The sequence below is a fragment of the Parapedobacter tibetensis genome, from assembly GCF_024704835.1.
Classification (GTDB): domain Bacteria; phylum Bacteroidota; class Bacteroidia; order Sphingobacteriales; family Sphingobacteriaceae; genus Parapedobacter; species Parapedobacter tibetensis.
Map to the genome: position 1 here is coordinate 277487 of NZ_JAMXBE010000002.1, position 21551 is coordinate 299037.

General features: G+C 45.9%; 23 protein-coding genes. 12 read left to right on the forward strand and 11 right to left on the reverse strand.

The features are described from left to right. Window positions 1-3: 3 nt before the first annotated feature. Window positions 4-423: a hypothetical protein gene (locus NF543_RS03725; RefSeq protein ID WP_257666763.1), complete on the reverse strand. Its 420-nt coding sequence runs from the start codon at window positions 421-423 to the stop codon at window positions 4-6. Between the two features lie 4 nt (window positions 424-427). Next, complete coding sequence (locus NF543_RS03730) at window positions 428-793, reverse strand: PadR family transcriptional regulator (RefSeq protein WP_257666764.1); 366 nt, start codon at window positions 791-793, stop codon at window positions 428-430. A 159-nt stretch (window positions 794-952) separates the two neighbouring features. Here NF543_RS03730 and NF543_RS03735 point away from each other — a divergent pair, with 159 nt between their 5' ends. Beyond that, window positions 953-1537, forward strand: a complete 585-nt coding sequence (locus NF543_RS03735; protein WP_257666765.1) for an RpnC/YadD family protein — start codon at window positions 953-955, stop codon at window positions 1535-1537. A 214-nt stretch (window positions 1538-1751) separates the two neighbouring features. On the opposite strand, the gene NF543_RS03740 is transcribed toward NF543_RS03735, so the two are convergent. The 5 genes from NF543_RS03740 to NF543_RS03760 all read right to left on the reverse strand — a co-directional run bounded on the left by NF543_RS03740 (window position 1752) and on the right by NF543_RS03760 (window position 3289). Further along, window positions 1752-1991: a hypothetical protein gene (locus NF543_RS03740; protein WP_257666766.1), complete on the reverse strand. Its 240-nt coding sequence runs from the start codon at window positions 1989-1991 to the stop codon at window positions 1752-1754. A gap of 76 nt (window positions 1992-2067) precedes the next feature. Next, window positions 2068-2226: a hypothetical protein gene (locus NF543_RS03745; RefSeq protein ID WP_257666767.1), complete on the reverse strand. Its 159-nt coding sequence runs from the start codon at window positions 2224-2226 to the stop codon at window positions 2068-2070. 9 nt (window positions 2227-2235) lie between these two features. After that, a complete protein-coding gene (locus NF543_RS03750; RefSeq protein ID WP_257666768.1) occupies window positions 2236-2658 on the reverse strand; it encodes a putative toxin-antitoxin system toxin component, PIN family in 423 nt (140 codons plus the stop codon). Beyond that, window positions 2648-2875, reverse strand: coding sequence for a hypothetical protein (locus NF543_RS03755; protein ID WP_257666769.1), 228 nt, complete (start codon window positions 2873-2875; stop codon window positions 2648-2650). The genes NF543_RS03750 and NF543_RS03755 overlap by 11 nt, the downstream gene beginning before the upstream one ends. Window positions 2876-3091: 216 nt before the next feature. Further along, complete coding sequence (locus NF543_RS03760; protein ID WP_257666770.1) at window positions 3092-3289, reverse strand: DUF2683 family protein; 198 nt, start codon at window positions 3287-3289, stop codon at window positions 3092-3094. A gap of 250 nt (window positions 3290-3539) precedes the next feature. Here NF543_RS03760 and NF543_RS03765 point away from each other — a divergent pair, with 250 nt between their 5' ends. Together NF543_RS03765 and NF543_RS03770 are read left to right on the forward strand one after the other, a co-directional pair. Further along, on the forward strand, window positions 3540-4262 hold the full coding sequence (locus NF543_RS03765; protein ID WP_257666771.1) for an RpnC/YadD family protein: 723 nt from the start codon (window positions 3540-3542) through the stop codon (window positions 4260-4262). 93 nt (window positions 4263-4355) lie between these two features. After that, window positions 4356-4565 (forward strand): hypothetical protein, encoded by a 210-nt coding sequence (locus NF543_RS03770; RefSeq protein ID WP_257666772.1) that lies wholly within the window; start codon window positions 4356-4358, stop codon window positions 4563-4565. 164 nt (window positions 4566-4729) lie between these two features. Here the strand turns inward: NF543_RS03770 and NF543_RS03775 are convergent, their stop codons facing one another. Next, window positions 4730-5029 (reverse strand): hypothetical protein, encoded by a 300-nt coding sequence (locus tag NF543_RS03775; RefSeq protein WP_257666773.1) that lies wholly within the window; start codon window positions 5027-5029, stop codon window positions 4730-4732. 35 nt (window positions 5030-5064) lie between these two features. On the opposite strand from NF543_RS03775, the gene NF543_RS03780 reads away from it, so the two are divergent. The 6 genes from NF543_RS03780 (at window position 5065) to NF543_RS03805 (ending at window position 12866) form a co-directional block, all read left to right on the forward strand. Further along, a complete protein-coding gene (locus NF543_RS03780) occupies window positions 5065-5370 on the forward strand; it encodes a hypothetical protein (protein ID WP_257666774.1) in 306 nt (101 codons plus the stop codon). A gap of 587 nt (window positions 5371-5957) precedes the next feature. Continuing rightward, window positions 5958-9056, forward strand: coding sequence for a SusC/RagA family TonB-linked outer membrane protein (locus NF543_RS03785; RefSeq protein WP_257666775.1), 3099 nt, complete (start codon window positions 5958-5960; stop codon window positions 9054-9056). 14 nt (window positions 9057-9070) lie between these two features. Next, window positions 9071-10936: a SusD/RagB family nutrient-binding outer membrane lipoprotein gene (locus NF543_RS03790; protein ID WP_257666776.1), complete on the forward strand. Its 1866-nt coding sequence runs from the start codon at window positions 9071-9073 to the stop codon at window positions 10934-10936. A 27-nt stretch (window positions 10937-10963) separates the two neighbouring features. Beyond that, on the forward strand, window positions 10964-11830 hold the full coding sequence (locus NF543_RS03795; protein ID WP_257666777.1) for a hypothetical protein: 867 nt from the start codon (window positions 10964-10966) through the stop codon (window positions 11828-11830). A 31-nt stretch (window positions 11831-11861) separates the two neighbouring features. After that, the gene (locus NF543_RS03800) at window positions 11862-12173 is read left to right on the forward strand and encodes a hypothetical protein (RefSeq protein WP_257666778.1); all 312 of its coding nucleotides are present in this window, start codon (window positions 11862-11864) and stop codon (window positions 12171-12173) included. Window positions 12174-12320: 147 nt separating this feature from the next. After that, window positions 12321-12866: a hypothetical protein gene (locus NF543_RS03805; RefSeq protein WP_257666779.1), complete on the forward strand. Its 546-nt coding sequence runs from the start codon at window positions 12321-12323 to the stop codon at window positions 12864-12866. A gap of 208 nt (window positions 12867-13074) precedes the next feature. On the opposite strand, the gene NF543_RS03810 is transcribed toward NF543_RS03805, so the two are convergent. Next, window positions 13075-13233, reverse strand: a complete 159-nt coding sequence (locus tag NF543_RS03810; RefSeq protein ID WP_257666780.1) for a hypothetical protein — start codon at window positions 13231-13233, stop codon at window positions 13075-13077. Window positions 13234-13238: 5 nt separating this feature from the next. Continuing rightward, a complete protein-coding gene (locus NF543_RS03815) occupies window positions 13239-13457 on the reverse strand; it encodes a type II toxin-antitoxin system Y4mF family antitoxin (RefSeq protein WP_257666781.1) in 219 nt (72 codons plus the stop codon). Between the two features lie 409 nt (window positions 13458-13866). On the opposite strand from NF543_RS03815, the gene NF543_RS03820 reads away from it, so the two are divergent. Continuing rightward, window positions 13867-15870, forward strand: coding sequence for a WG repeat-containing protein (locus NF543_RS03820; RefSeq protein ID WP_257666782.1), 2004 nt, complete (start codon window positions 13867-13869; stop codon window positions 15868-15870). A 185-nt stretch (window positions 15871-16055) separates the two neighbouring features. Here the strand turns inward: NF543_RS03820 and NF543_RS03825 are convergent, their stop codons facing one another. Further along, complete coding sequence (locus NF543_RS03825) at window positions 16056-16427, reverse strand: hypothetical protein (protein ID WP_257666783.1); 372 nt, start codon at window positions 16425-16427, stop codon at window positions 16056-16058. A gap of 323 nt (window positions 16428-16750) precedes the next feature. On the opposite strand from NF543_RS03825, the gene NF543_RS03830 reads away from it, so the two are divergent. Both NF543_RS03830 and NF543_RS03835 read left to right on the forward strand, forming a co-directional pair. Then, window positions 16751-17980 carry an exo-beta-N-acetylmuramidase NamZ family protein gene (locus NF543_RS03830; RefSeq protein ID WP_257666784.1) on the forward strand — a complete coding sequence of 410 codons (1230 nt, stop codon included), beginning with the start codon at window positions 16751-16753 and terminating at the stop codon, window positions 17978-17980. A 60-nt stretch (window positions 17981-18040) separates the two neighbouring features. Then, window positions 18041-21547 carry a SusC/RagA family TonB-linked outer membrane protein gene (locus tag NF543_RS03835; RefSeq protein WP_257666785.1) on the forward strand — a complete coding sequence of 1169 codons (3507 nt, stop codon included), beginning with the start codon at window positions 18041-18043 and terminating at the stop codon, window positions 21545-21547. Window positions 21548-21551: the final 4 nt, after the last annotated feature.

Consider the following 21551-nt stretch of genomic DNA (forward strand, 5'->3'; position numbering starts at 1 on the left):
CCTTTATTCAAACAATTCGGTTTTGTCTAGTCCACGAATCGATTTTCTCCTTGCCAACCGGAACAGAATAAAATGGATCAATACAAATATCCCCCAGTACAGGGCAGTTAAATGTACGGTCTGTGCCGATTCAAGAGATGAATTCATTTTGGCCAGAAACCACAGTTCAGATATCACAATGTGCACGAGATAAGTCATCAGATGAAACCGGAAGCCCACGTCAAGAATAGGCAGGTGCCTGGCGTCATTCCTTCCAAAATACCATCCTACAGTAAAAAGGGCAACACCATACAGGGTAGCTGCAAAAATGATCACCTCGGCCGAATTATTTTCAATCCCGTAACTCAGAAAGTATCTGAAAGCAACCGTTGAAACCGCGGCTACAATAGAAAATCTTATTAAATAAGGCGTTAAATCTTTCATGATGCTAGTAATTTAAAAGGTTCTTAATTTCTTCATTATAAAAAAGATGTATGTTTCTTTTTACAAAACGCTCGAACAACTCCTGTCCAATTTCAGTCATATAGTAATATTTCCTATCCGGCCCTTTATTTCCTTTGCGTAATTCATAGGCCAGGATACCTACATGTTCAAATTTCCTGAAGACCCGATAAAGGCTTTGTTCCTCACAGGTCATCGTATTTTCCGATTTCTCTTCAACAAATCTTTTTATTTCATCGACATACTTTTTCCCTTCCCGGAGCGCTAGAAAAATCCATAAAGTGAGTTGTCCCTTTTTGTAGGTGTCTTCCCATGCTGTCAATAATTCCATCAATTTTTCTTTTTCAGTCATATATGTTAACTTGTATTAATCAAATTGAATAATACAAATATAGTAATATTTGCAGATTTTAATAATATTTTTTGATTTTTTGTTTGTTCGACCGACTTTCTCCGCTTCCTTTACCGGAACGCCGATGAGTTGTTTGACTTCTCCCGTGGAATCACCAGTATGGATAAGGAGCTGCTCGATATCATTTCGGACAGGGAGCGGAAAAAGGGTAAGTGTGTCGCAGATCTGCTGGTAAAGGTGTTTTTAAAAGATGGTACGGGGCGGTGGATCCTTATGCACACTGAAATCGACGGTGGCAATCAGGAAGATTTCGCTTATCGTTTATATCAATATCATTACCGATTGCTTGACCGTTATCGCATTCCGGTTGAGACCATTGCCGTTTTCACGGGTGAGAAAAAGCAACGTAGACCGTCAGAATATTGGTGTCAGGAAATCCGGACATCCGTTCATTTCCGTTACCTGACCTATCAGATTTTTGATCATGCGGAAGAGGAATTACTGGCTATGGAAAACGCCTTCGCCCTGATTGTACTCGCTTGCCAGAAAGCGCTATTGGAGGATAAGGTTCCGGATGAGGAATTGGGAGCCGACAGACTTACCATCGCCAAGGCGTTGCTCCGGCATAATTACGATGGGGACCGGATCATCAGTTTCTTTGTTTTCCTTAAAAATTTCCTATTCATTGATGATAAAGATATTAATCGTATGTTTCATCGAAGCTTCTGTTTTCATCGGCAGTGACAGCGTCAGCAGGTATAATATTGCATCGTCTAACGAAGTTACTTATCTGAGAAAGATGCTTTGATGTATTTGATGACCGGTATGCCCCCAGTAACAATTCTCCAAGTACCACACCACGTGTGGAATATCGATGATTTGCTGATTACCCAAGCGGGATAATATATTGGTATTACCCTTAAAAAGCTCAATGACAACATTGGTATCCAAAAGTATCTTATTTCCAGTCATCGGGGTTTCTGGTTTCGCAGGATTCAGCAATGGCTTTCTCGATTTCCGCTGCTTCTTCCTTACTCCATATACCGACAAACTCCTGAAACGGTGATTCCGAATGCACTTCTTTTTTTGATTTTTTCAGTGTCCGGCTAACAAAATCCTCGATAGCAGCTAATTTCTCTTCGCTTTTTATCTTTAACACCTGCTCAATAACGTGCAGTTTCCTTGCTTCGGTTACCATGATGTCTCCTTTCTGCTGTGAAATACAAATTTAAAAAATTATCCTCAACCATTCACCACTCCGCCGCGCTCGCTTTTCAATTATCCCTCACCTTTACCTTTGCTTGCAACTTGGCAGCCCGCGACTTGCTCTTGTCCAACTGCTCTTCCAGGTTTTTTATTTGGTCAGCAGAGGAACCTTGATACATAATATTGATGCCATTGTTCCCGTCGTAGTTGTCGAAGTGGTTCGTCAATATTTCCTTTCAAGTCACGGCGAAAACCTTAAGAAAATCAGCTGCACTTAGAATCGGGATATTTTCAAAGGGGTTCAATATCAGCAAATCCTTGTCCCCTGTGATGATACATGATGCACCAACTGAAACAGCTAATTCCAAGTATTGATTGTCCTTTGGGTCCCGGCATTCTTTTATTGTTAAATTGGGCGTCGGCAACTCAATAAGTTGGGCTTCAAGGAAGCCCAAGATGGAAACACGTTCATTCAAAGATGCATATTTATCGAATTTTTCACGGAGGAATACATCGCTCAATTCCCGTTTGATGCCATAAGTGCAAACGACTTTTCCAATCACCAATGCGTCACGGAAAGCGCGGTTGTTCGTGTGGCTGCCAATCAAAAACGCACTAACAAGCGTATTAACATCGAATAGAAATATGTTATTCTTCATCTAGGAGCTTTTCCAACTTTTCTTGGGTAAGCCCCCTCTTACCTGCTTTCTCCTGTACCTTATCAAGCAAGGCAAAGAAATGATCACGTTCCACAGCAGCTATTTCCTCGGCAATGCGTTTCTCCAGTTCCCTTTCAAGGGATTGCCTAACGGTGGCAGGAGCCTTTCGCCAAGATTTGGCCAATTCACTGTTTACTTCCAATACTATCCTATCCATATCGCTCTCCTTTCTTAATGTAATGTAGGTGTTTACAAGATATTCCTCATCCGTTCACCACTCCGCCGCGCTCGCTTTTCAATTATCCCTCACCTTTACCCTTGCTTGCAACTTGGCAGCCTGCGACTTGCTCTTGTCCAACTGCTCTTCCAGGTTTTTTATTTGGTCAGCATGGCAGCCTTGTTACCCATTCTTTGAATGCACGCTGGGTAAATTCTATTTCCATAGTTCGTCCAGTGTCATTTTCACTGTACGGCCCGCCTTGATATCCTCTTCACCCTCCTGCATTTTTGCAACAAAATCAGCATTATAGGCTGTTTTGCTTTCCTCAAAATCAACCTTCAGGGCTTTTAGTACGGCCTTGATTGCCGTTAGCTTTTCACTGCTGTCCGGATGTACGATTAAATATCCCATATCACAAAATTACTAAATATTTCTAAGGAAGGATTGTCCAAGGCAAAAAACACTTGTTTCAGTCTTCTGTGTAACACACATATGGACCCGAACCGCCTTGCTTGTATCGCTGTAGCTGATTTGTCTTTATATGCTTTGGACAATTTCTCGGCATCTTCATAGCCAGGTTCTATCATACCTGAGAAAATAGACTTATAGTGGTCTAATTCTATGCTTGCTTTTTATGGCAAGTATGGCTAAGTTTGCTGCCATGCCTAAGAAAAGAAACAAAACCAACAACAAACCGCCCAAGCAGAGTGACGAGTTTTTGAAAGGCGCCTTTGAGGAAAACTTTCCCGACTTTCTCCGCTTCCTTTACCCCAATGCCGATGAACTGTTCGATTTTGGCCGTGGATTGGAATTTATGGATAAGGAGTTGCTAGAAATCATTCCCGATAGGGAGCGAAAGCAGGGCAGGCGTGTGGCAGACCTGCTGGTGAAGGTATATTTAAAAGACGGCAGCGAAAAGTACATCTTGCTTAATACAGAGATAGAGGGCGGTAATGATGCCGAGTTTGCGGAGCGCATTTATGAGTATAACTATCGAATTTGGGACAGGTATCGCATTGCGGTAGCCACCATCGCAGTTTTCACGGGTGGGCATAGCCAGCCGAAACCTGATGAATACAGGAGGGAAGTGCTGGACACCACCATCAGTTTCCGCTACCGCACCTACCACATCTTCGACCACACCGAGGAAGAATTGTTGACGAAGGACAATGCATTTGCTCTCATTGTTTTGGCATGCCAAAAGGCATTATTGGAGGGCAAGGTGCCGGAAAGCGAACTTGGCGAAGGCCGTAGCACCATAGCGAGGGCATTGATAGCCAGTGGACAATACGACAAAGACCGCATTGTCAGTTTCTTGGTATTCCTGAAAAATTTTATTTATGTGGATAATGACGACCATCATGCGCTATTAATGAGCGCGTGATAGCTCTATCGCCTTTGAAAACAAATACGTTGATAGAAAATAAATCGTAACTTTGATAAGTTGATATCTGATGTTACAGGAGGTATTATTGATATGAGTGTAATAGAAGTACTGAAAAAACAAGAACGGCAACAAGGCTTGCAACAAGGCTTGCAACAAGGTGCTGAACAAAAAAGCTATGAGTTCGTTAAGAACTTAATCCAGGACACGAAATTTGACGATGCCAAGATTGCGTCACTGGCGGTTGTTTCGGTGCCCTTCGTCCGTAAGGTCCGCGCCGATTTGGCTAAGAAGAAGAAATAGGTTTTTATATCGAACTAAAACAGCAAAGCCACCTTTTGGTGGCTTTTTGCTTATGGCCAATACCTGCTGAATCAACAATAAATTCGCTTTGCTTTATTGGCTTTCTTACCTTCCTCTATCTGTTCTTTGCTCTATATTGCCTTTTGCCTGTGAGTGACTTTATCTCAATTTTTCTTTAGATTCTCAATTTCTTCATGTAGCTTGTTATTTTCTTTTAACAGGCGACCATATTCATCACGCCAAAAGTCACGGTCCTTTTTCATTCCCTCGAAGGTGTCAATCGGGAAATCAGTTTCAGGAAACTCGTTAAGCATCTCCGGGAGATCTTTAGCAAAATTATAGGGCATTTTATCGCCGTAAGCCTTTAAAATACTAAAATCAAGATTAGGTTGTTTGATGTGGTAATAATAGGTGGTTCTATCGAAACCGGCACTTTTGGCCAGCTTCGTTTTATTGAGATTCATCCTAATAACAACGGTAGGTAAAAACTCACCTCTATATGGACCAAGGTAGGCCGCAATTACCGGAATGCATCGTTACGGGATTTTATCGGGGACATGGCCGATGGTATGGCGTCCGCTTTAAAAACCTCCACTGTATACCGGAATCAAAGCGGGTGAGCGCATCCATCTGCTACCGGGCACCCCTGACCGATGTTTTGGCGGCGATCAACAAAGCGGGTGTTAGGGTGTACCAAAGCAACGGCGAATATAGCTTCTGTGAGCCGGATAGTAGACAACATACCCCTAAGGTGCTGGCGCACCATGGACGGGAAGCCTGTGATTACTGCGGTCAACCACATTAATGCAGCAGGGATTATCCGGTTATCAAGCACTGATTCTGTACGGACAACATACACATACAACACCAATAAAAATGTGGCTAATACGTGGCTAATACGTGGATAAGGGGTGGGTATACCGTGGCTTGAGGTGCTGTGAAGTTGCCCCATGAGGTGGAATGGGTTAAGCCGCTCTCCACATTTGCATTATAGATTCAAACTTGCATCGTTGTATACTAACCTCAACGTTGTTCGCGTAATAATGTATAATGATGCGTTTTCTTGAATGATTTATAATCATTTATGCTTGTTTTAACGCGTATAAAAGCTGTTTTGTTAAAAAAATTAAAAAATCATGCAAAAACATGCATATAATTAAAAATTTGTTTTTATACTTGTGGAGCCAATTAGTGTTGACCTGTTGCGAATTGATGTAGGATAGATTTTTGAGTTAAAAACTGCTTGGGAGCTGTTGTTACTTATCGATTTTATAGTTAATCTGCTTTTTACCTAAAACTAAACAATATGAAGCAATAAAACCTCTACGATCAATCAAAAATTGCAGACGGCAATTTAATCAATCACAAAATCATTAATTAAATCATTCAAACATGAATAGAATGTTACTTCTGTTATTCATGGGGCTAATGTGTATTTCCCCCTATGCAATGGCACAACAAAAGACGGTGACTGGTAGGGTGACCAGTGCTGAGAACAGGGATCCCTTGGCCAATGTGACGGTATTGGTAAAGGGCACAAACACGCAAACGCAAACCAATGCGCAGGGCGGCTATTCCATTCAAGCAAGTGAAGGGCAGACGCTGGTTTTCCGCTCTGTGGGATTCACCACCGTTGAGCGTGTGGTGGGGAGTGCCAGTACCATTAACCTATCGCTTGCGGAAAGCGCCTCGAGTTTGGATGAGGTTGTTGTAACCGCCGAATTCGGTATGAAGCGTATCGCGCGGGCAGTGGGTTCTTCGGTACAGCAGATCGATGGTTCTACGATCAGCGAGTCGGGCAGGGAGAACTTTATCTCGGCACTTGCCGGACGGGTTCCGGGTCTAAATGTCACATCGACAAGCGGAACCCCCGGAGCCTCCACTACGGTTGTACTACGGAATATTACGTCCATATCCGGCAATAACCAGCCGCTCTACGTGGTGGACGGTATTCCAATGAATAATTCCTCTTTTGATCCCTTGGGCGGTATGGCCGGTGGTGGTGGAGGTACCTACTCCGTGCGCAACCTGGATTTTTCTTCCCGGGGGAATGACTTCAACCCGGAGGATGTGGAGTCGATCACCGTACTAAAAGGTGCGGCAGCAGCAGCACTATATGGATCGGATGCCTCAAATGGCGCGATCATCATCACCACAAAAAAGGGTCGTGCTGGAAAAGGCAGGGTCAATTACAGCAATTATTTCAAATGGGACGAGGCATATGGCTATCCCGATATGCAAACCAAGTATGCGAATGGAGCCTATGGTACGACAAACTACTATTACACATCAAAGTTTGGCGGATTGTACCCCGAAGGAATGCAGCTTTATGATAACATCGCTGCAATACTTCAGACGGGCTATCAGCAACGGCATAATGCTTCTGTTGAAGCAGGCTCGGATAAAGCGACGATACGGGCTGGATTTTCTTCATTAGGCCAGAAGGGTGTGTTAAAGACTACAGATTATGATCGGACCAATTTAAGTTTGTCCGGGCAGGCCCAAGTAACGGATTGGCTGAAATTTGAGGGTTCCCTACAATATACCAAAACCGGAAACAACAAGGGATTGAGAGGTACGGATGGACCGCTGTATCGTGCGATGCTATGGCCAATGGTGGATAATATGGCGAATTATCTAGCCGCCGATGGCAGTCATATGAAAGTTCCGGATTATTACATTGACGAAGATCTTTTGAATCCGCTTTTTGCTATGAACAGGAATAAGTTCTATGACAAATCGGATCGGTTCCTCAGTAATGTGGCCCTTAACCTTATCCCGGTGAAAAATACATTTGTCCGAGCGCAAGTGGGCTGGGATGTGGGGATGCAGACATTCGAGACCTCTCACCACCCTTATTATGCGAACAGGAATGCGGGCGATGGCCAGTACAACCTGGTACAGTCCAATTTTTCTGATCCGACCATTAACATACTTGCCGGATATAATAATAAATTTCTTGATGACAAGTTCTCATTTTCCGGGCAAGTGGGCTATCACCAATTAGAAAACGCCATCACCAGATCGGCTTCCAACGGCACCCGGTTTATCGTGCCCGATTTCCAATCGATCAACAACACCGATCCAGCGAGCCAAACGGCTATTCAAAGAAATACCAAGAGAAGGATACAAGCACTTTCCGGTCAGTTTGAGTTTGGATACAACAACCTGGCTTTTATTACCCTGCGTGCGAGGAATGACTGGTCTTCTACGTTGCCAGTAAATAATAACAGGTATTTCTATCCGGCTATTGAAGGCTCGTTCATCTTATCCGATTTGAATTTTATGAAATCCATAAGTGCCATCAACTACGTCAAGCTACGTGGATCGCTGGCCCAGGTTGGTAAAGATGCTGGTCCGCTGCAAATTGACCCGCAATTGGGGGGTACTGATTTGACCGGCGGAGGGTTTAAGTATGGATTTACGGGACCGAATCCGAACCTTCGTCCGGAAATAACAACCGCGCACGAGGCTGGTCTCGATTTAAGAATGCTGAATAATAGGGTTAACGCGAGCTTTACCTATTTTGGAACAAGAAATGCCGATCAGATTGTGAGTGGTTTCCGGTTAAGTTATGCTACAGGATTCGTCTTGAATACCATGAATGTTGGTTCGTTCAAGACCTGGGGCTGGGAAGCGTATATCGATGGGGATATTATCAAAAATCCCAACGGGCTGACATGGAACCTCGGGGTGAACGCCTCTAGGGGACGTTCTGAAGTGCTGTATCTGCCGGAGAATGTGACGGAATATTACAATCCTTACACTTGGAGTGCAGGGAATATCCGCAACGGCATAATGGTTGGCCACCCGATCACTACATTGACAGGGCAAGCGTATTCGCGGAACGACAACGGGGAAATCCTGATCAGCCCGACAACGGGGTTGCCCATAACCGACGATGTCTGGTCGGTTATCGGCGACAGGGAGCCCAAGCTTCGTTTTGGCATCACGTCCAGCCTCACTTATAGAAACCTCCGTCTCTCGGGGCTATTTGCCGGCCGCTTCGGCGCTACCGTGGTCAACGGTACCAAGCGGGAAATGATGATCAGAGGGACAAGCTGGGAGTCGGTTGACCTGCGTGAAAGCGGTCCTTGGGTCTTTGAAGGTGTCCTGCGGGATGGAAATGAGAATACCGACAATCCAACCCGCAATACCATTGCGCTGGATTACCGGGCCGTTGGGGCCAGCATATTCACGGGGAGCAATGAAGATTGGCTGGAAAAAGACGTGAACTACTTGCGCTTGCAGGAAATGCGCCTGTCTTACCGTCTGCCCGCACAGTTATTTAGCCGGTATAAGCTAATTTCCGGGCTGGACGTGTACGTTGTAGGCAACGATTTATTTACTTGGACCAACTACTCCGGCATTGATGCAGTGGGTAACACGGTTTCCGCTGCGGCAGGCGGTACCGGTGGCGAGGGGATCGACGTTTGGTCCATCCCGAACCCCCGTGGTTTTTCGGTAGGGGTGAGCTTAACGTTGAATTAAGAAAACAGAAAGTCATGAAGAAACTAATATATATCCTGTTGCCCATATTTTTCATCTTGGGTAGCTGCGAAAAATACCTGGATGTAAACAAGAACATTGATGCCCCCGACTATGTGGATGGGTATTTGTATCTAGCAAATATTACCCAGCAATACCAAGGGATCTACTGGGACATTCGTGCGATTGGACCGCTCACACAAATGATGGGTACGACAGTAGACCACTTTTCGGCGTTTGCTAACCATTATTACGCTCCAGGCAGGGATGAGGGGGGCGAGATCTGGAGGATGGTGTATTGGAACCAGGGTATGAACCTCGAAAACTTAATCAATCAATCCATGGAAGCGGAAGATTGGACACTCGCCGGAATCGGCTATGCCATCAAGGCTTTTAGCTGGGATATGATGGCAAAAGTCCACGGAGAATTACCCATGAAGGATGCGTTTGTGCCGGGTCTGCTTTCCCATAATTACGATTATCAAAAAGACATTTACACACAAGTAAGGGAGTGGGCGTACACAGCTATTGAGTTACTCGAACGGCCTGATGACCACAACTACGGAAGTAAAATAAGTGACAATGATTTTATCTACGCAGGAGATAAGGATAAATGGGTTAAATTTGCTTATGCTGTTATTGTCCGTAACCTGGTTTCCCTGACCAACAAAGCGGATTTCACAGGAACATATGCCGAGGAATTGATCACAGCCGCTGGAAGATCTTTCCAAAGCCCCGATGATGATGCAACCGTGAAAATTGCCGGCGGCTCCCAATCCGCACCGTATAGCGGCTATAATAATTTTTGGGGAACAGCACGCAATAACTTAAAATACGACTATTTTCAGCATGACTACGCAGTACAGGTGTTTACGGGTACTGTACCCGAGTATGACGAGGCCACCGGAGACAAAATCCGTTTAGATCAGAATACATATTACCCCTTTAAGCTTGCCGAGAAGCAAATCATAACAGATACCTTATTGGACGAGCCCGGGCACTTCGATCCAAGGGTTGCGGTTAAGTTGTCGACTACGAGTAATCCGACTTTTCTTAACTTAAATGATGCAGATCATGTAAAGTCGTATAAGTATTATGGAGGTACATTTACAGGGAAATCCGGTCCGATAGATGAAGCTCCTTCATACTACGGAAGGAACATTGCGTCTACCTTTAATGGAGCGGTCCATGATGGAATTGGTCGCTGGCTATACCGGGATGATGCCCCCTACATTTTGACCACTTATGCGGAGATCCAATTCTGTTTAGCGGAAGCCTATTGGAAGCTTGGCCGGGTTTCGGAAGCGTTCGAAGCATTTAAGAAAGGGATAGCGGCTGACATGACCACCACGGCGCGGTATATATACCCAGGCCGGGAAGAAAGTGCTACCGGTGGTGATAAAATTACGAAAGATCTTTTCAACACATTTTCCTCCCAATACGTAGACGGTCCATTCGTCAATGGCTTGACGGACTTTACACTATCCCATATTATGATGCAGAAATGGGTTGCTTTGTATCCTTGGGGAGCTCCCGAAGCATGGGTAGACATGCGTAAATACCATTACGACATCGACTACACGGGCGAATATCCCAGCAATGGAAACGGGTGGATTCAGGCATTATTAGACCAGAAATGGGATTCAAATCCGTCCAAAGTATATAAAGGGCTTTATTTGAACCCCGCCCAAGTTCAGGGAAGAAAAGGAGCTTACAATGTCCGAAACGAGGGTTCTCCAAGCTATCGGCTAAGACCTCGATTCAATTCGGAATATATGTGGAACCTTCCGGCACTGGAAACACTGAAACCTATACCTGGGACGGCAGATAACTACCAAACATCGATTCCGTGGTTTGCTTACCCGGGAGAAATGCCACAATAATGGACTTTGTTGTTAAAAAATTACGAGATGAAGACACTAGATAAATTAATATTAGCGCTTATCTGTACATGTCTATGTACAGCCTGTGAAAAGAACGTTATAGAGTACGCGGCTACTCCAATTAGTGATGAGACAACGGCACAATTCCAACTTCACTATATGGTGCCCGTTACTACGGGAGCGGTCAACAATATCAATAAGGTTGAACTGAATGGGGAGCTGCTGACCAATGAAACCGCACCGTTGGCTGCATACAATTTTATACCAAGTGGTGCGGTTGGCAAGTTCTTTTCTACAGAAGCGGGAACTGTGAACTTGAAATTATACAGGGGAGCCGTATCCGATCTATCTTTGGTGTATGACCATGATTTTAATTTGCCGGCTGGAAAGCATAATATAGTTGTCCATGACTTTGATAAACCTCCGATTATTGTTAAAAACGAGGTGCCTTATCCGACAGTTACTACTGAATATACCGGAACCACGGCATGGGTAAAGTTCTATAACGTTCTTTATGAAACCTCAGGTGTGCCGACCACATTAAAACTCCAATACCAGTTTCAGTATACCGTAGATAATGATACCGGGGAAAAAAGTGAATGGATGAACTTGGGAAACCCTGTTTCATTTGGAGAGGCGACGGGATGGGAGCCAGTAACCGTAAATAAAACCGTGGAAATATCTTCCGGCTCGGCGCGGATCGATTACCGCATCAGGATAATTGGAGAAGATGGCTCAGACCAAGGTAGTTTGGAAGTGCGAAACGCCGCTGGAAATATAGTCAATTACGCAGATTGGTGGAATGCATTCATAGGTCGCGTATATCATCATATGTTTGCTGGTTTCCGGACTGCAACGCCAACTTCCGGTGTCAGGGTAGCTACGGCTTTATAAATTTAAGCCGAAGGAATGATAAATTTCTAAAATGAAACCAGCGGTAGTGGGTACGAGCCTGATGCTAGTTGTGTCTGCGTTGCTTGGTTGTTCTTCGCACTCCAAGGTGATATTACGACCGGAAACTTACCAACCAAAAACGGAACTGGCCAACTTAGTATGCCAGGTGGATGCATTGGGAGACGTATCCAGGGAAGCACTATTAAAAGAAAGGCTGTTAGCTGGGTATGTTCCGAAATTCCTCCGACGGTTTTCAAGAATTGATGTAAGCATCAAAGCAGACAATGGAAAGTTAATTAAGGCCCAATACTACGTTTCTCCAGATTACCTATCCATAAGCTGAATTTCGTCACCGTAACTTAATACGTTTAGTAATCGCTTACCCCAATCTAGTTTTTCCCTACAAAGATTACGCTTTACATATAGAAAACAACAAATGCTATTAAATTGAATCTAAAGTTGTTGATTAATTGCGAGTTTTTCGCTATCTTTGAATATGGGAAAACCGCCTGAAACCGGAATAGATGTAATAATCGATAAACTCACCAACAGCATCTTAAATACCATTTCAGGCGATAGTTTTAAGACCGAAGTGGCTTTGGTTAACTCAAAAGAGTTGCGTAAGGTTACCATGAAGAAAGGTTGGAAATTCAACTGGAGGAAAGAATTTAATTGTGTGGATCGGGAAGTGTATAAACTGACTATAGTTGAAAGCAACCAAGTGATTCAGGGGCTTGCAAGCATATCGGATTTTGGAGATCATTTTTATCTTCACCTGGTTGAGAGCGCACCATTTAATTTTGGAAGGTCTAAACTTTACGAGGGCGTGCCCGGCAATCTTTTTGCATATGCTTGCAAGCGTTCATGGGATGCAGGGTATCAAGGTTTCGTAGCCTTTCAATCAAAGACGAGTTTGATTAATCACTACGAAGCAACATTGGGCGCGGTTCATGTGGGAAATCACAAGTTGGTTATTTTTCCGCATGAATCATTAAGATTGATAAAACGGTATTTTCAGGAAGAAACGAAAGGATAGTTATGGGTATGATTAGAGAACCGAAAGGAGTAGATTTATTGGTGGGTCCGTCTACGTTGACGAAGTCCGACAGAGAACGCATTAGCCTTGTTATAGAGGAGTACAAACGTACGGGCAAAAAACCTCGATTAAAGCTAAGTAACTCAAAGGCTGATGAACACGGGCGCGCTGTAAGACCGCGCTGATCTGAAAAAGAAATAGCGGTAGCTTAATCTGTCATTAAAAATATCGGAGCCGTCCGCCGATCGGCGGATGGCTTTTTCATGCCCGTTACTTTTGCCTGAATGTGAAAAATATATTCGCCGTCATCGGTTTCTGTGAGTATTCCTGCCAAGAGGTCTCTATAGTAAATGGCTGCGTGTCTCATCGTTTTTACTTGGTGATTTTGGATAGTTCTCTCGCACTTACCGGAGCTAGGGTATGCCCAAACATGTTGAGTACCTGGTTTACCTTTTCCAGATTGAGATTTTCCTTACCCTGTTCTATCTTCCGGATTACGGTAAGCGCCACTCCCGCACGTTCTGCAAAAGCCTCTTGCGTGAGGTTTACCGCTTTCCTTTTCTGTTTTACAAAATCTGCCAGTGCCATCATAATTATATGCTTTTGAAACGAATTTAAGCAAATATAGTGTTTTATATGCAAAAGCATATAGAAATGAAAAATACAGTAAAATTATATGTTTTTGCATATATATCCTTTAAAATTCATTTCTTATGACAACAGGCCGGAAAGCAAATGATGGTCGACTAAAGTCGGTAAATACGGTGATAAAATAACGGATTTCAGGGGTTTTCCGGGAGCTAAGAAGTCTCGATCTTTGTCGGGTATGCATACATTACTGATAAACGGGTTTATTTGCACCGGGACAAATTGAAAGAACGATGTTAAGGCTTGGCGGACATGTAAATATTTTGATTACACTTTTCAAATACCTAATGTCATAACTGAAAACAACGGAGCGATGCAAATTTTTGATAAACAGGTTGTAACCACCATATGTATGCTGTTGTGCATAAACACCTTTGGGCAATCCCCGGCCAACCCGTACAACGAAAATCTGGTACCCTACCGGAATGTGGAAGGGAAATGGGGCTACCTTGATGCCGGAACGGGGAAAGTGGTCATCCCGGCCCGCTACTACCGGGTGGAGCTCTTTAAGGGAAATACGGCATTGGTGGTGAATGAGAAGATGCCGCCGCACGCACGGGCTGTAGAACTATATGGGCTGATCGATACTTCCGGTAAAGAATTGATTCCCGTGACCCACGACTATGTGCACCCTGTAAAAGCCCGTTCGGGTGATGAACTCGACGACCTTTATCATTTTTCGGGCGAAGAAGGCTGGGGCATTGCCAAAGCCGATGGCCAATGGCTCATCGCACCGGGCGAATACAGCGACGACAACAACGGCTATCCCAATTATGAGTTTTACGACCGGGACAGGTATTTGGTCAATAACCGGTTTTATTTTGAAAACGGGCAAAAATACCAGCCCCCCACCGGCCACCGGATAGAACGGGTGGATAGGGACAACCGGTTTTTCCACATCACTCCCGGGGATAGCCCCTATCAAAAGGGCCTGAGCGACTGGCGGGGGAACATCCTCCTGCCGGCAACCTATATGGAAATCCGGGTGTATGCCGAAGACAACCGAATCATAGCTTCCGGGGACGATACGTTTTCGGACGACGATTTGGCATTTATCGCCCGGGTGGATGAGATAGGCGAGAAAAACCTAAATGAAGCCGATGCTGCTACCTTGCAGGCGCTGATAGAGAAAGTGGAAAAACGTGAGGCAGCAGGCCGTCTGGTGGAAAATCACTTGTTTGATCTGAATGGAAAGGAAATTGCCCGGTTTCACACCCAATACCTCCCGATAGCCTTCGACGGGGTCATCGTCGCCGAAAGGCGCTCGCCCACCGGAAACGATTATTTCAGCTTTGTGGACGGCAGCCCGATGCCCCCACACCAAGCCGGGAAGGGCAATTGGCGCGTTTTCAAGGACGAACAGGGGTTGTGTGGACTGGCCGACCCGGCAGGAAAGATCGTCCTGCCCGCCCGGTACAGGTCACTGAGTTTTTATGATAAGGATCGTATCGTGGCACATAATCCGGCTGCACAAGGGGAGGATTACTGGCACCAGCACCTCGGGGTTATCAATACAAAGGGTGAAGTCATCGTGCCCTTCGAGTACCGCCAGCTCTGGCCAATGGAAGATGCCCAGAGCTTCATCGCCCTCCACAAAGACCATATGGGCTATGGGGTCATCGATGCAAGGGGAAATATCGTTATCCCTTTTTTGTACGAAGGTCATCTCAGCTTTTCCGACGGTTTGGCCATTGTACAGGACAGTGTATACAACCAAGGGGTTATTGACACCTTGGGCCGGGAAGTCATCCCGCTGGCATACAGCAAAATCTACCGGACGCTGGATGTGGAGCCCCTCAACAACAGGGATCCCGGCCGGCTTCTCAACGTGGACAGGTACTTCAAGGTGGAGCGAGACGGCCTGTGGGGGATGCTGGACCGACACGGCCGGGAGGTCATCCCCATGGCCTATGGTCTTATATTTACCGCAGGGGAATCCTTTGAAAGAAGATGGGTAGAGGTTAGTGACCCGACTATGGCCCGAAAAGGCCTTGTGAACATCCTGACAGGTGTCACCATCGCCCCGCAATACAAGGACATATTCCCGCTGGGGAATGTCATCAAGGTCACACTTCCCGAAAGCCACTTTTACGAATTGTTGGACACAGAAGGGAACCTCCTGCCGGGTGGGCCATACACGAAAATGGAATACGAGCGCAAAGGTCACGGCTGTTTTATAGCAGAAAAGGAAGGTAAATTCGGCGGATTGGATATCGATGGGAAGACCCTGCTCCCCTTTGTGTATGACCGTCTGCACTACGCCAGCCCCGGGCTGTTCCAGGCTCAAAAGGAAGGAAGATATTTCTTTGTCAACCGGGAAGGGCGGGAGTATATCGCTCATCATCGTTCTCACTGACAGTTTTCAAAGCGTACAACATCGCTTTCAGGTAGGTTTGGCACAGGGCGGGCCGTTTACTTTCGAGTTCCTGTTTTTGCTGCTTTGCAATTCAGTAGTTCCTTGGCGGTGGGTAAGCTCCTCATAATACTTCTTAATCACCAACGGATCTGGGCCGCAAATTCAGACCATCCCTACACAAAGTTTTAAAGACTCCCCACAAAAAAAGCCCTTTCCCCGGACTGGCCGGGCGCTTCCCCGGAGTAGCCTACCATTTCCCCGGGGTAGCCCGCCACTTCCCCGTAGGAACCAGCCCTTTCCCCGGACGGGGAAGCGGCAACGTCGTATGGGGACATCCTTTCCCCATAGCGGGAAGCCGTAAAGGCATGCGGGGGAACGCTCGTCCCATATGGGGAAGCGGTTCCGTCATACGGAGACAAGGCTCCGAAGTACGGGGAGGAGACTTCCCGGGGGGTAGCCCACCACTTCCCCGTAGGAACCGGCCCTTTCCCCGGACGGGGAAGTGGCAACATCGTATGGGGACATCCTTTCCCCATGGCGGGAAACCGTAAAGACATACGGGGAAACCCGCGATCCTACCGCCGAAGCCGGCATTCCCTCCGGGGAAACCCGTTCCTACAGCACCGAGCAGATCGAAGGTGTTAAATAAGGTAGTTTGCCGATATGTTCCGGTTTGAGCAGCTTTGCTTCATGATGTGATTGGTTATTATCAGCTTTTTGGGAATTTTTTATAGTATGACTTGCTATATCAACTAGCGTGTTTTTGTATTAAATAAAAAAAACATGCATAAAAACGCATGATTTCAAAAAATTGTTTTTATACTTGTATGACCAATTGAATGTAAACCTTGGTAACTGGCGGATGGAAATTATTGTAACGATGAGAAAGACAATACACTTGCGATTTATGGGATTATTGTGGGGTTGTTTGGGCCTGATTGTTTTCTATGCATGTGGGCAGTCCGCAAAGACAAATGGTCAAGAAGTCGCCGAAGCTAACGATTCAACGCTACTCACCGGGGCCGAGCGGCTCGATCTCTACCTTCCTTTATTAGCAGGCAAAAAAGTAGGCCTAATGGGCAACCAAACTTCCATCGTGGGCGATGAACACCTCGTGGATGTGCTTCTTCGTGAAGGCGTTGATCTGAAGTTCGCTTTTGCTCCAGAGCACGGTTTCCGTGGAGATATTGAACGGGGTGAGAAAGTGGATAATACAACGGATACGAAAACCGGCCTGCCGCTGCATACCTTGTATGGGGAGAATGAAAAGGCCGATTCCATTGTGGGTTCCGTGGATGTGATGCTGTTTGACTTGCAGGATGTAGGTGCACGGTTTTATACCTATGTAGCTTCTATGCACCGGGTAATGCAACTTTGCGCGAACCAGGGTAAGAAGATAATTGTGTTGGACAGGCCGAATCCAAATGGCGATCAGGTGGATGGCCCGGTGCGAAAAGACGATAAGTTTAAAGCGAACATCAGTTACCATAAGATTGCCATGATACATGGCCTCACGGTGGGCGAATTGGCACAAATGATCAACGGTGAGGGCTGGCTAGACGATGGTGTGCAATCTGACTTGGAAGTGATTCCGGTTAAGAACTGGGATCATAGCACGCCTTACGAGCTGCCCGTGATACCGTCGCCTAGCTTGCCTAACTATACGTCAGTAAGGCTATATATGTCGCTTTGTTTATTTGAAGCGACCGATTTCAGCATTGGTCGAGGGACCGATTGGCCATTTCAGGTTATAGGATATCCTGATCCTGTATTCGGCGATTTTACGTTTACACCGGGCACGCGGCCGGGCATGGCAGCGCATGTGGAGCAGCAGGGTAATTTGTGCTATGGGCTTGACCTACGTAATGTGGATGCTGCCAAGGAGAAGTTTACATTGAAATACCTGCTCGATTTTTATGAGAAGGCTCCATTTAAAGATAAATTCTTTTCCCGCCCCGAGTTTTTCGACAAGCTGGCGGGGACTGACAAATTTCGGAAACAAATCGTATCGGGAATGACAGAAGCTGAAATAAGGGCCTCATGGGAAGATGAGCTGGCCGCATACAAAAGCATGCGTGAGAAGTATCTGTTGTATCCGGATTTCCAGTGATTAATTCATATCCTAGTATATAGCATTCATTTACATGAAATAAATCAAACGCTTTAAATAATGAGGAAATTCGTAAGATTCTCGATGATTGCGCTAAGTATTCCCTTTATGGCTTCAGGCTACGTGGAAAAGGAAGGGATACTCACCCGTTCAGGAACAACGGGCGCAATGCTGGAAAGCTTGCCCGCTGCTGCAGTCCAGCAGACGGTTAGCGGAAAAGTAACTGATTCAGATGGTGCGCCCTTACTCGGGGTAAGCGTATCGGCGGTGGGTGGTCAAGCTTCCACAAGTACCGACGATAATGGTAACTTTACCATTTCGGCAGCCATGGGGAGTACCCTACGCTTTACCATGATTGGGTATACTCCGAAAGATGTCGCGGTAAATGCTGTCAATTTAAATGTGATTTTGGAACCCAGCGACCAAAGTCTGGATGAGGTGGTGGTGGTAGGCTATGGTACCCAACGTAGAGGTAACCTTACTGGAGCCGTTTCAACCATTAATGTTAAGGAAAATCTGGAAGCAAGACCCATTGCCGATGTGGGTAGAGCGATTCAGGGTACGACACCGGGTTTAAGCGTCATGATTCCAAGCGGGGAGGTTGGTTCAGATCCTGTCATGCGGATTAGGGGGCAGATTTCTTCCATACAAGGACTGAAAGAGGGTGGTACGCAAACGCAGCCGTTGATTTTATTGGATAACGTGGAGATTCCGAGCATCCAACTGGTTAATCCGCAGGATATCGAATCCATCACGGTGCTGAAAGACGCGGCTTCTTCATCCATTTATGGAGCGAAGGCGGCTTTTGGCGTTATCTTGATTACCACCAAACAGGGCACAAGTAGCGAGCGGATAGATGTTACCTATTCTAACAATTTTTCCTTCCAAAATCCCTGGAAGGAATTGAAAATGGCTGATGTGAACGCGCTAAAGTATACAGTAGACGCATTTGAGCGCATAGGAAGCCCAAGGGCAGGGGCCTTTTATATCGTAAGTAGGGAAAGCTATGAAAAGGCTGTGGAATGGAAAGAAAAATATGGAGGTACCATAGGTCCAAATGATCCGACCGTGTATGGCAGGGATTGGTATTTCGATCCTGCTGGGCCATATAAGATGGGCGTTCGTACGTATGACCCATATGATTACATGGTCAAAGAATGGGCGCCTACCCAGCAGCATAACCTGAGCATCGGAGGCACTTCCGGGAAAACTTCGTACAACCTCGGATTGGGTTTGCTGGACCAAAGCGGTATGATGAAACCAGCTAAGACTGATCAGTTCTCTCGGTATAATGCTTCCTTGCGTGTAACAAGCGAGATAAATAAATACATCACGGCGAGGGCTGGTGCGCTGTATTCCCGGCGGAATAAGGAATATCCCTATATTACTAGCTCTACTACAGCTGACCCATGGCTATATCTTTATCGCTGGAGTCCATTGTATCCGTTTGGCAATGACGAAAACGGTGATCCCATCCGGAGTCCGGTAAGTGAAGCCGCGGCTGCCAACACGGCCAGTTTGTTGTATAATTACATGAACCTGAATTTAGGTGCAACAGTGAATGTCATGGATAACTGGACAGTCGATTTTGATTATACATTTTCCAACCAGGAGCATATTTGGGATCGGCCGGGTACGCAATATACTGCACGTAATTCATGGATAGCTCCTATCGCGAGAACCGATGCCGGCGGCAACCCGGTGTACGTAAATGATGAAGGGCAAATGGTACCTAGTACCGATCCGAATGCGATGCCGGCCTATGACCTGAATTATCAAACGTACACGGCTCCCGGTGCGGCTCCCGACCATATTTATAAATTAAGTGAAAATAGGTATAAGCATACCATTAATGCATTTACAACATATAACCTAGCCCTTGACGAGGATAACCAATTCAAGTTCATATTAGGTTTGAACCGTGTAACGGATAATTGGGCAAATCATTTTACGCAGGTGACGCGGTTAACGGATATCGACAATCCACAATTTCCGTTTAGTAACGGCACATGGACAGGCGGTGGTGGTGAATTTTGGGAGGCACAGCTCGGCTATTTTGGACGGGTAAACTATGCCTATCGGAATAAGTACTTGCTGGAGGCGAATTTGCGGTATGATGGATCGTCTAAGTTTCCGACCGACTTGAAGTGGCGCTGGTTTCCATCATTCTCCGCTGGTTGGGTGTTGAGCGAGGAAAACTTTATGGAGTGGTCGCGCAATGCGGTCGATCAATTGAAAATCCGCGGCTCTTGGGGACGTATTGGTGACCAGTCAGTGCCGAATAATCTATATGTCCCGACGATGGAAACCGGCCAGTCGACTTGGATCGGCAGCGATGGTGTGCGCGTGAATTATGTGGGTACCCCCAATGCGGTGATATCAGCAATTACATGGCAAGATGTCATTGACCTGAACCTAGGGATAGATGCCCGGTTCTTCAACAATAAATTTGGCTTCTCCTTCGATTGGTATCAGCGAGACACAGAGAACATGATCGTCCCGGCCGAAGGTGTCCCCCCTACATTTGGTGCCAATGCTCCGCAAGGTAACTTTGGATCACTCCGGACCAAGGGATGGGATTTTGCCGTTGATTTCAATCATCGGTTTGATAATGGATTGGGAATCAATGTGCGAGCAAATATATCCGACGCTAAATCGGTCATCACGGCTTACGGCAGTACACAAAACATTGATAGCTATTATGTGGGTAAAACCTACGGCGAAATCTGGGGTTACCGGACTGACCGTCTTTACCAAGAAAGCGATTTCGAGCTGGGAGCCGACGGCACACCGCAATTGATTACCCTTACGGAGGCCGAAAGTGCCCAGTATGCGGGTAGGCAGACATATAAGTTAAAGCCCGGACCCAATGGTGAAAAACCAGTTTATCAGCCGTACCTGCAGAATAGTGCCAACTTCTTCTTTGGCCCAGGCGATGTGAAATTTATCGACGTCAATGGTGATGGCGAACTTAATGATGGTAGCAGGTTGGTTGGTGACCACGGTGACCTGGAAATGATCGGTAATTTTACCCCACGGTATCAGTATGGGTTCCGTTTGGGTGCAGACTATAAAGGATTTGATTTCTCGGCATTTTTCCAAGGAGTGGGCAGCCGCGAAGTATGGGGCCAAGGCTTTTTAGCCATTCCGGGCTTCAATTCCGCTGACGGTGCTATGCCTGCAGCAATAGCTGACAATTATTGGACGCCTGAAAACACCAACGCGTTCTATCCAGCTGCTTACAATAATGCGGGCAGTAACACCAACAACAATATGCAGCGGCAAGATCGGTATCTGTTGGATATGTCTTATCTGCGGCTCAAAAACCTGACGCTTGGCTATTCGCTGCCAACTGTCGTGTTAAACCGTGTAGGCGTGAATACTGCGCGGATCTATGTGGCGCTTGAGAATTTCCTGACTTGGGACAAACTCAACGATTTGCCAATTGATCCGGAAAATGTAGACGGATTTTCAATGTTCAATAATACAAACTACAATTCCAGCCGTACGGGTGTGGGCACCCCTGCATTCAAAAGTGTATCCTTCGGTGTGCAGTTGAACTTTTAACTAT

Excerpts from the sequence above, each read along its gene's own strand:
- NF543_RS03725 (WP_257666763.1), bottom strand. The coding sequence starts at position 423 with ATGAAAGATTTAACGCCTTATTTAATAAGATTTTCTATTGTAGCCGCG.
- NF543_RS03735 (WP_257666765.1), top strand. The coding sequence starts at position 953 with ATGGATAAGGAGCTGCTCGATATCATTTCGGACAGGGAGCGGAAAAAG.
- NF543_RS03800 (WP_257666778.1), top strand. The coding sequence starts at position 11,862 with ATGAAACCAGCGGTAGTGGGTACGAGCCTGATGCTAGTTGTGTCTGCG.
- NF543_RS03820 (WP_257666782.1), top strand. The coding sequence starts at position 13,867 with ATGCTGTTGTGCATAAACACCTTTGGGCAATCCCCGGCCAACCCGTAC.
- NF543_RS03830 (WP_257666784.1), top strand. The coding sequence starts at position 16,751 with ATGAGAAAGACAATACACTTGCGATTTATGGGATTATTGTGGGGTTGT.
- NF543_RS03740 (WP_257666766.1), bottom strand. The coding sequence starts at position 1,991 with ATGGTAACCGAAGCAAGGAAACTGCACGTTATTGAGCAGGTGTTAAAG.
- NF543_RS03770 (WP_257666772.1), top strand. The coding sequence starts at position 4,356 with ATGAGTGTAATAGAAGTACTGAAAAAACAAGAACGGCAACAAGGCTTG.
- NF543_RS03780 (WP_257666774.1), top strand. The coding sequence starts at position 5,065 with ATGGACCAAGGTAGGCCGCAATTACCGGAATGCATCGTTACGGGATTT.
- NF543_RS03775 (WP_257666773.1), bottom strand. The coding sequence starts at position 5,029 with ATGAATCTCAATAAAACGAAGCTGGCCAAAAGTGCCGGTTTCGATAGA.
- NF543_RS03810 (WP_257666780.1), bottom strand. The coding sequence starts at position 13,233 with ATGAGACACGCAGCCATTTACTATAGAGACCTCTTGGCAGGAATACTC.
- NF543_RS03765 (WP_257666771.1), top strand. The coding sequence starts at position 3,540 with ATGCCTAAGAAAAGAAACAAAACCAACAACAAACCGCCCAAGCAGAGT.
- NF543_RS03785 (WP_257666775.1), top strand. The coding sequence starts at position 5,958 with ATGAATAGAATGTTACTTCTGTTATTCATGGGGCTAATGTGTATTTCC.
- NF543_RS03790 (WP_257666776.1), top strand. The coding sequence starts at position 9,071 with ATGAAGAAACTAATATATATCCTGTTGCCCATATTTTTCATCTTGGGT.
- NF543_RS03755 (WP_257666769.1), bottom strand. The coding sequence starts at position 2,875 with ATGGATAGGATAGTATTGGAAGTAAACAGTGAATTGGCCAAATCTTGG.
- NF543_RS03795 (WP_257666777.1), top strand. The coding sequence starts at position 10,964 with ATGAAGACACTAGATAAATTAATATTAGCGCTTATCTGTACATGTCTA.
- NF543_RS03750 (WP_257666768.1), bottom strand. The coding sequence starts at position 2,658 with ATGAAGAATAACATATTTCTATTCGATGTTAATACGCTTGTTAGTGCG.
- NF543_RS03815 (WP_257666781.1), bottom strand. The coding sequence starts at position 13,457 with ATGATGGCACTGGCAGATTTTGTAAAACAGAAAAGGAAAGCGGTAAAC.
- NF543_RS03825 (WP_257666783.1), bottom strand. The coding sequence starts at position 16,427 with ATGTCTTTACGGTTTCCCGCCATGGGGAAAGGATGTCCCCATACGATG.
- NF543_RS03835 (WP_257666785.1), top strand. The coding sequence starts at position 18,041 with ATGAGGAAATTCGTAAGATTCTCGATGATTGCGCTAAGTATTCCCTTT.
- NF543_RS03760 (WP_257666770.1), bottom strand. The coding sequence starts at position 3,289 with ATGGGATATTTAATCGTACATCCGGACAGCAGTGAAAAGCTAACGGCA.
- NF543_RS03730 (WP_257666764.1), bottom strand. The coding sequence starts at position 793 with ATGACTGAAAAAGAAAAATTGATGGAATTATTGACAGCATGGGAAGAC.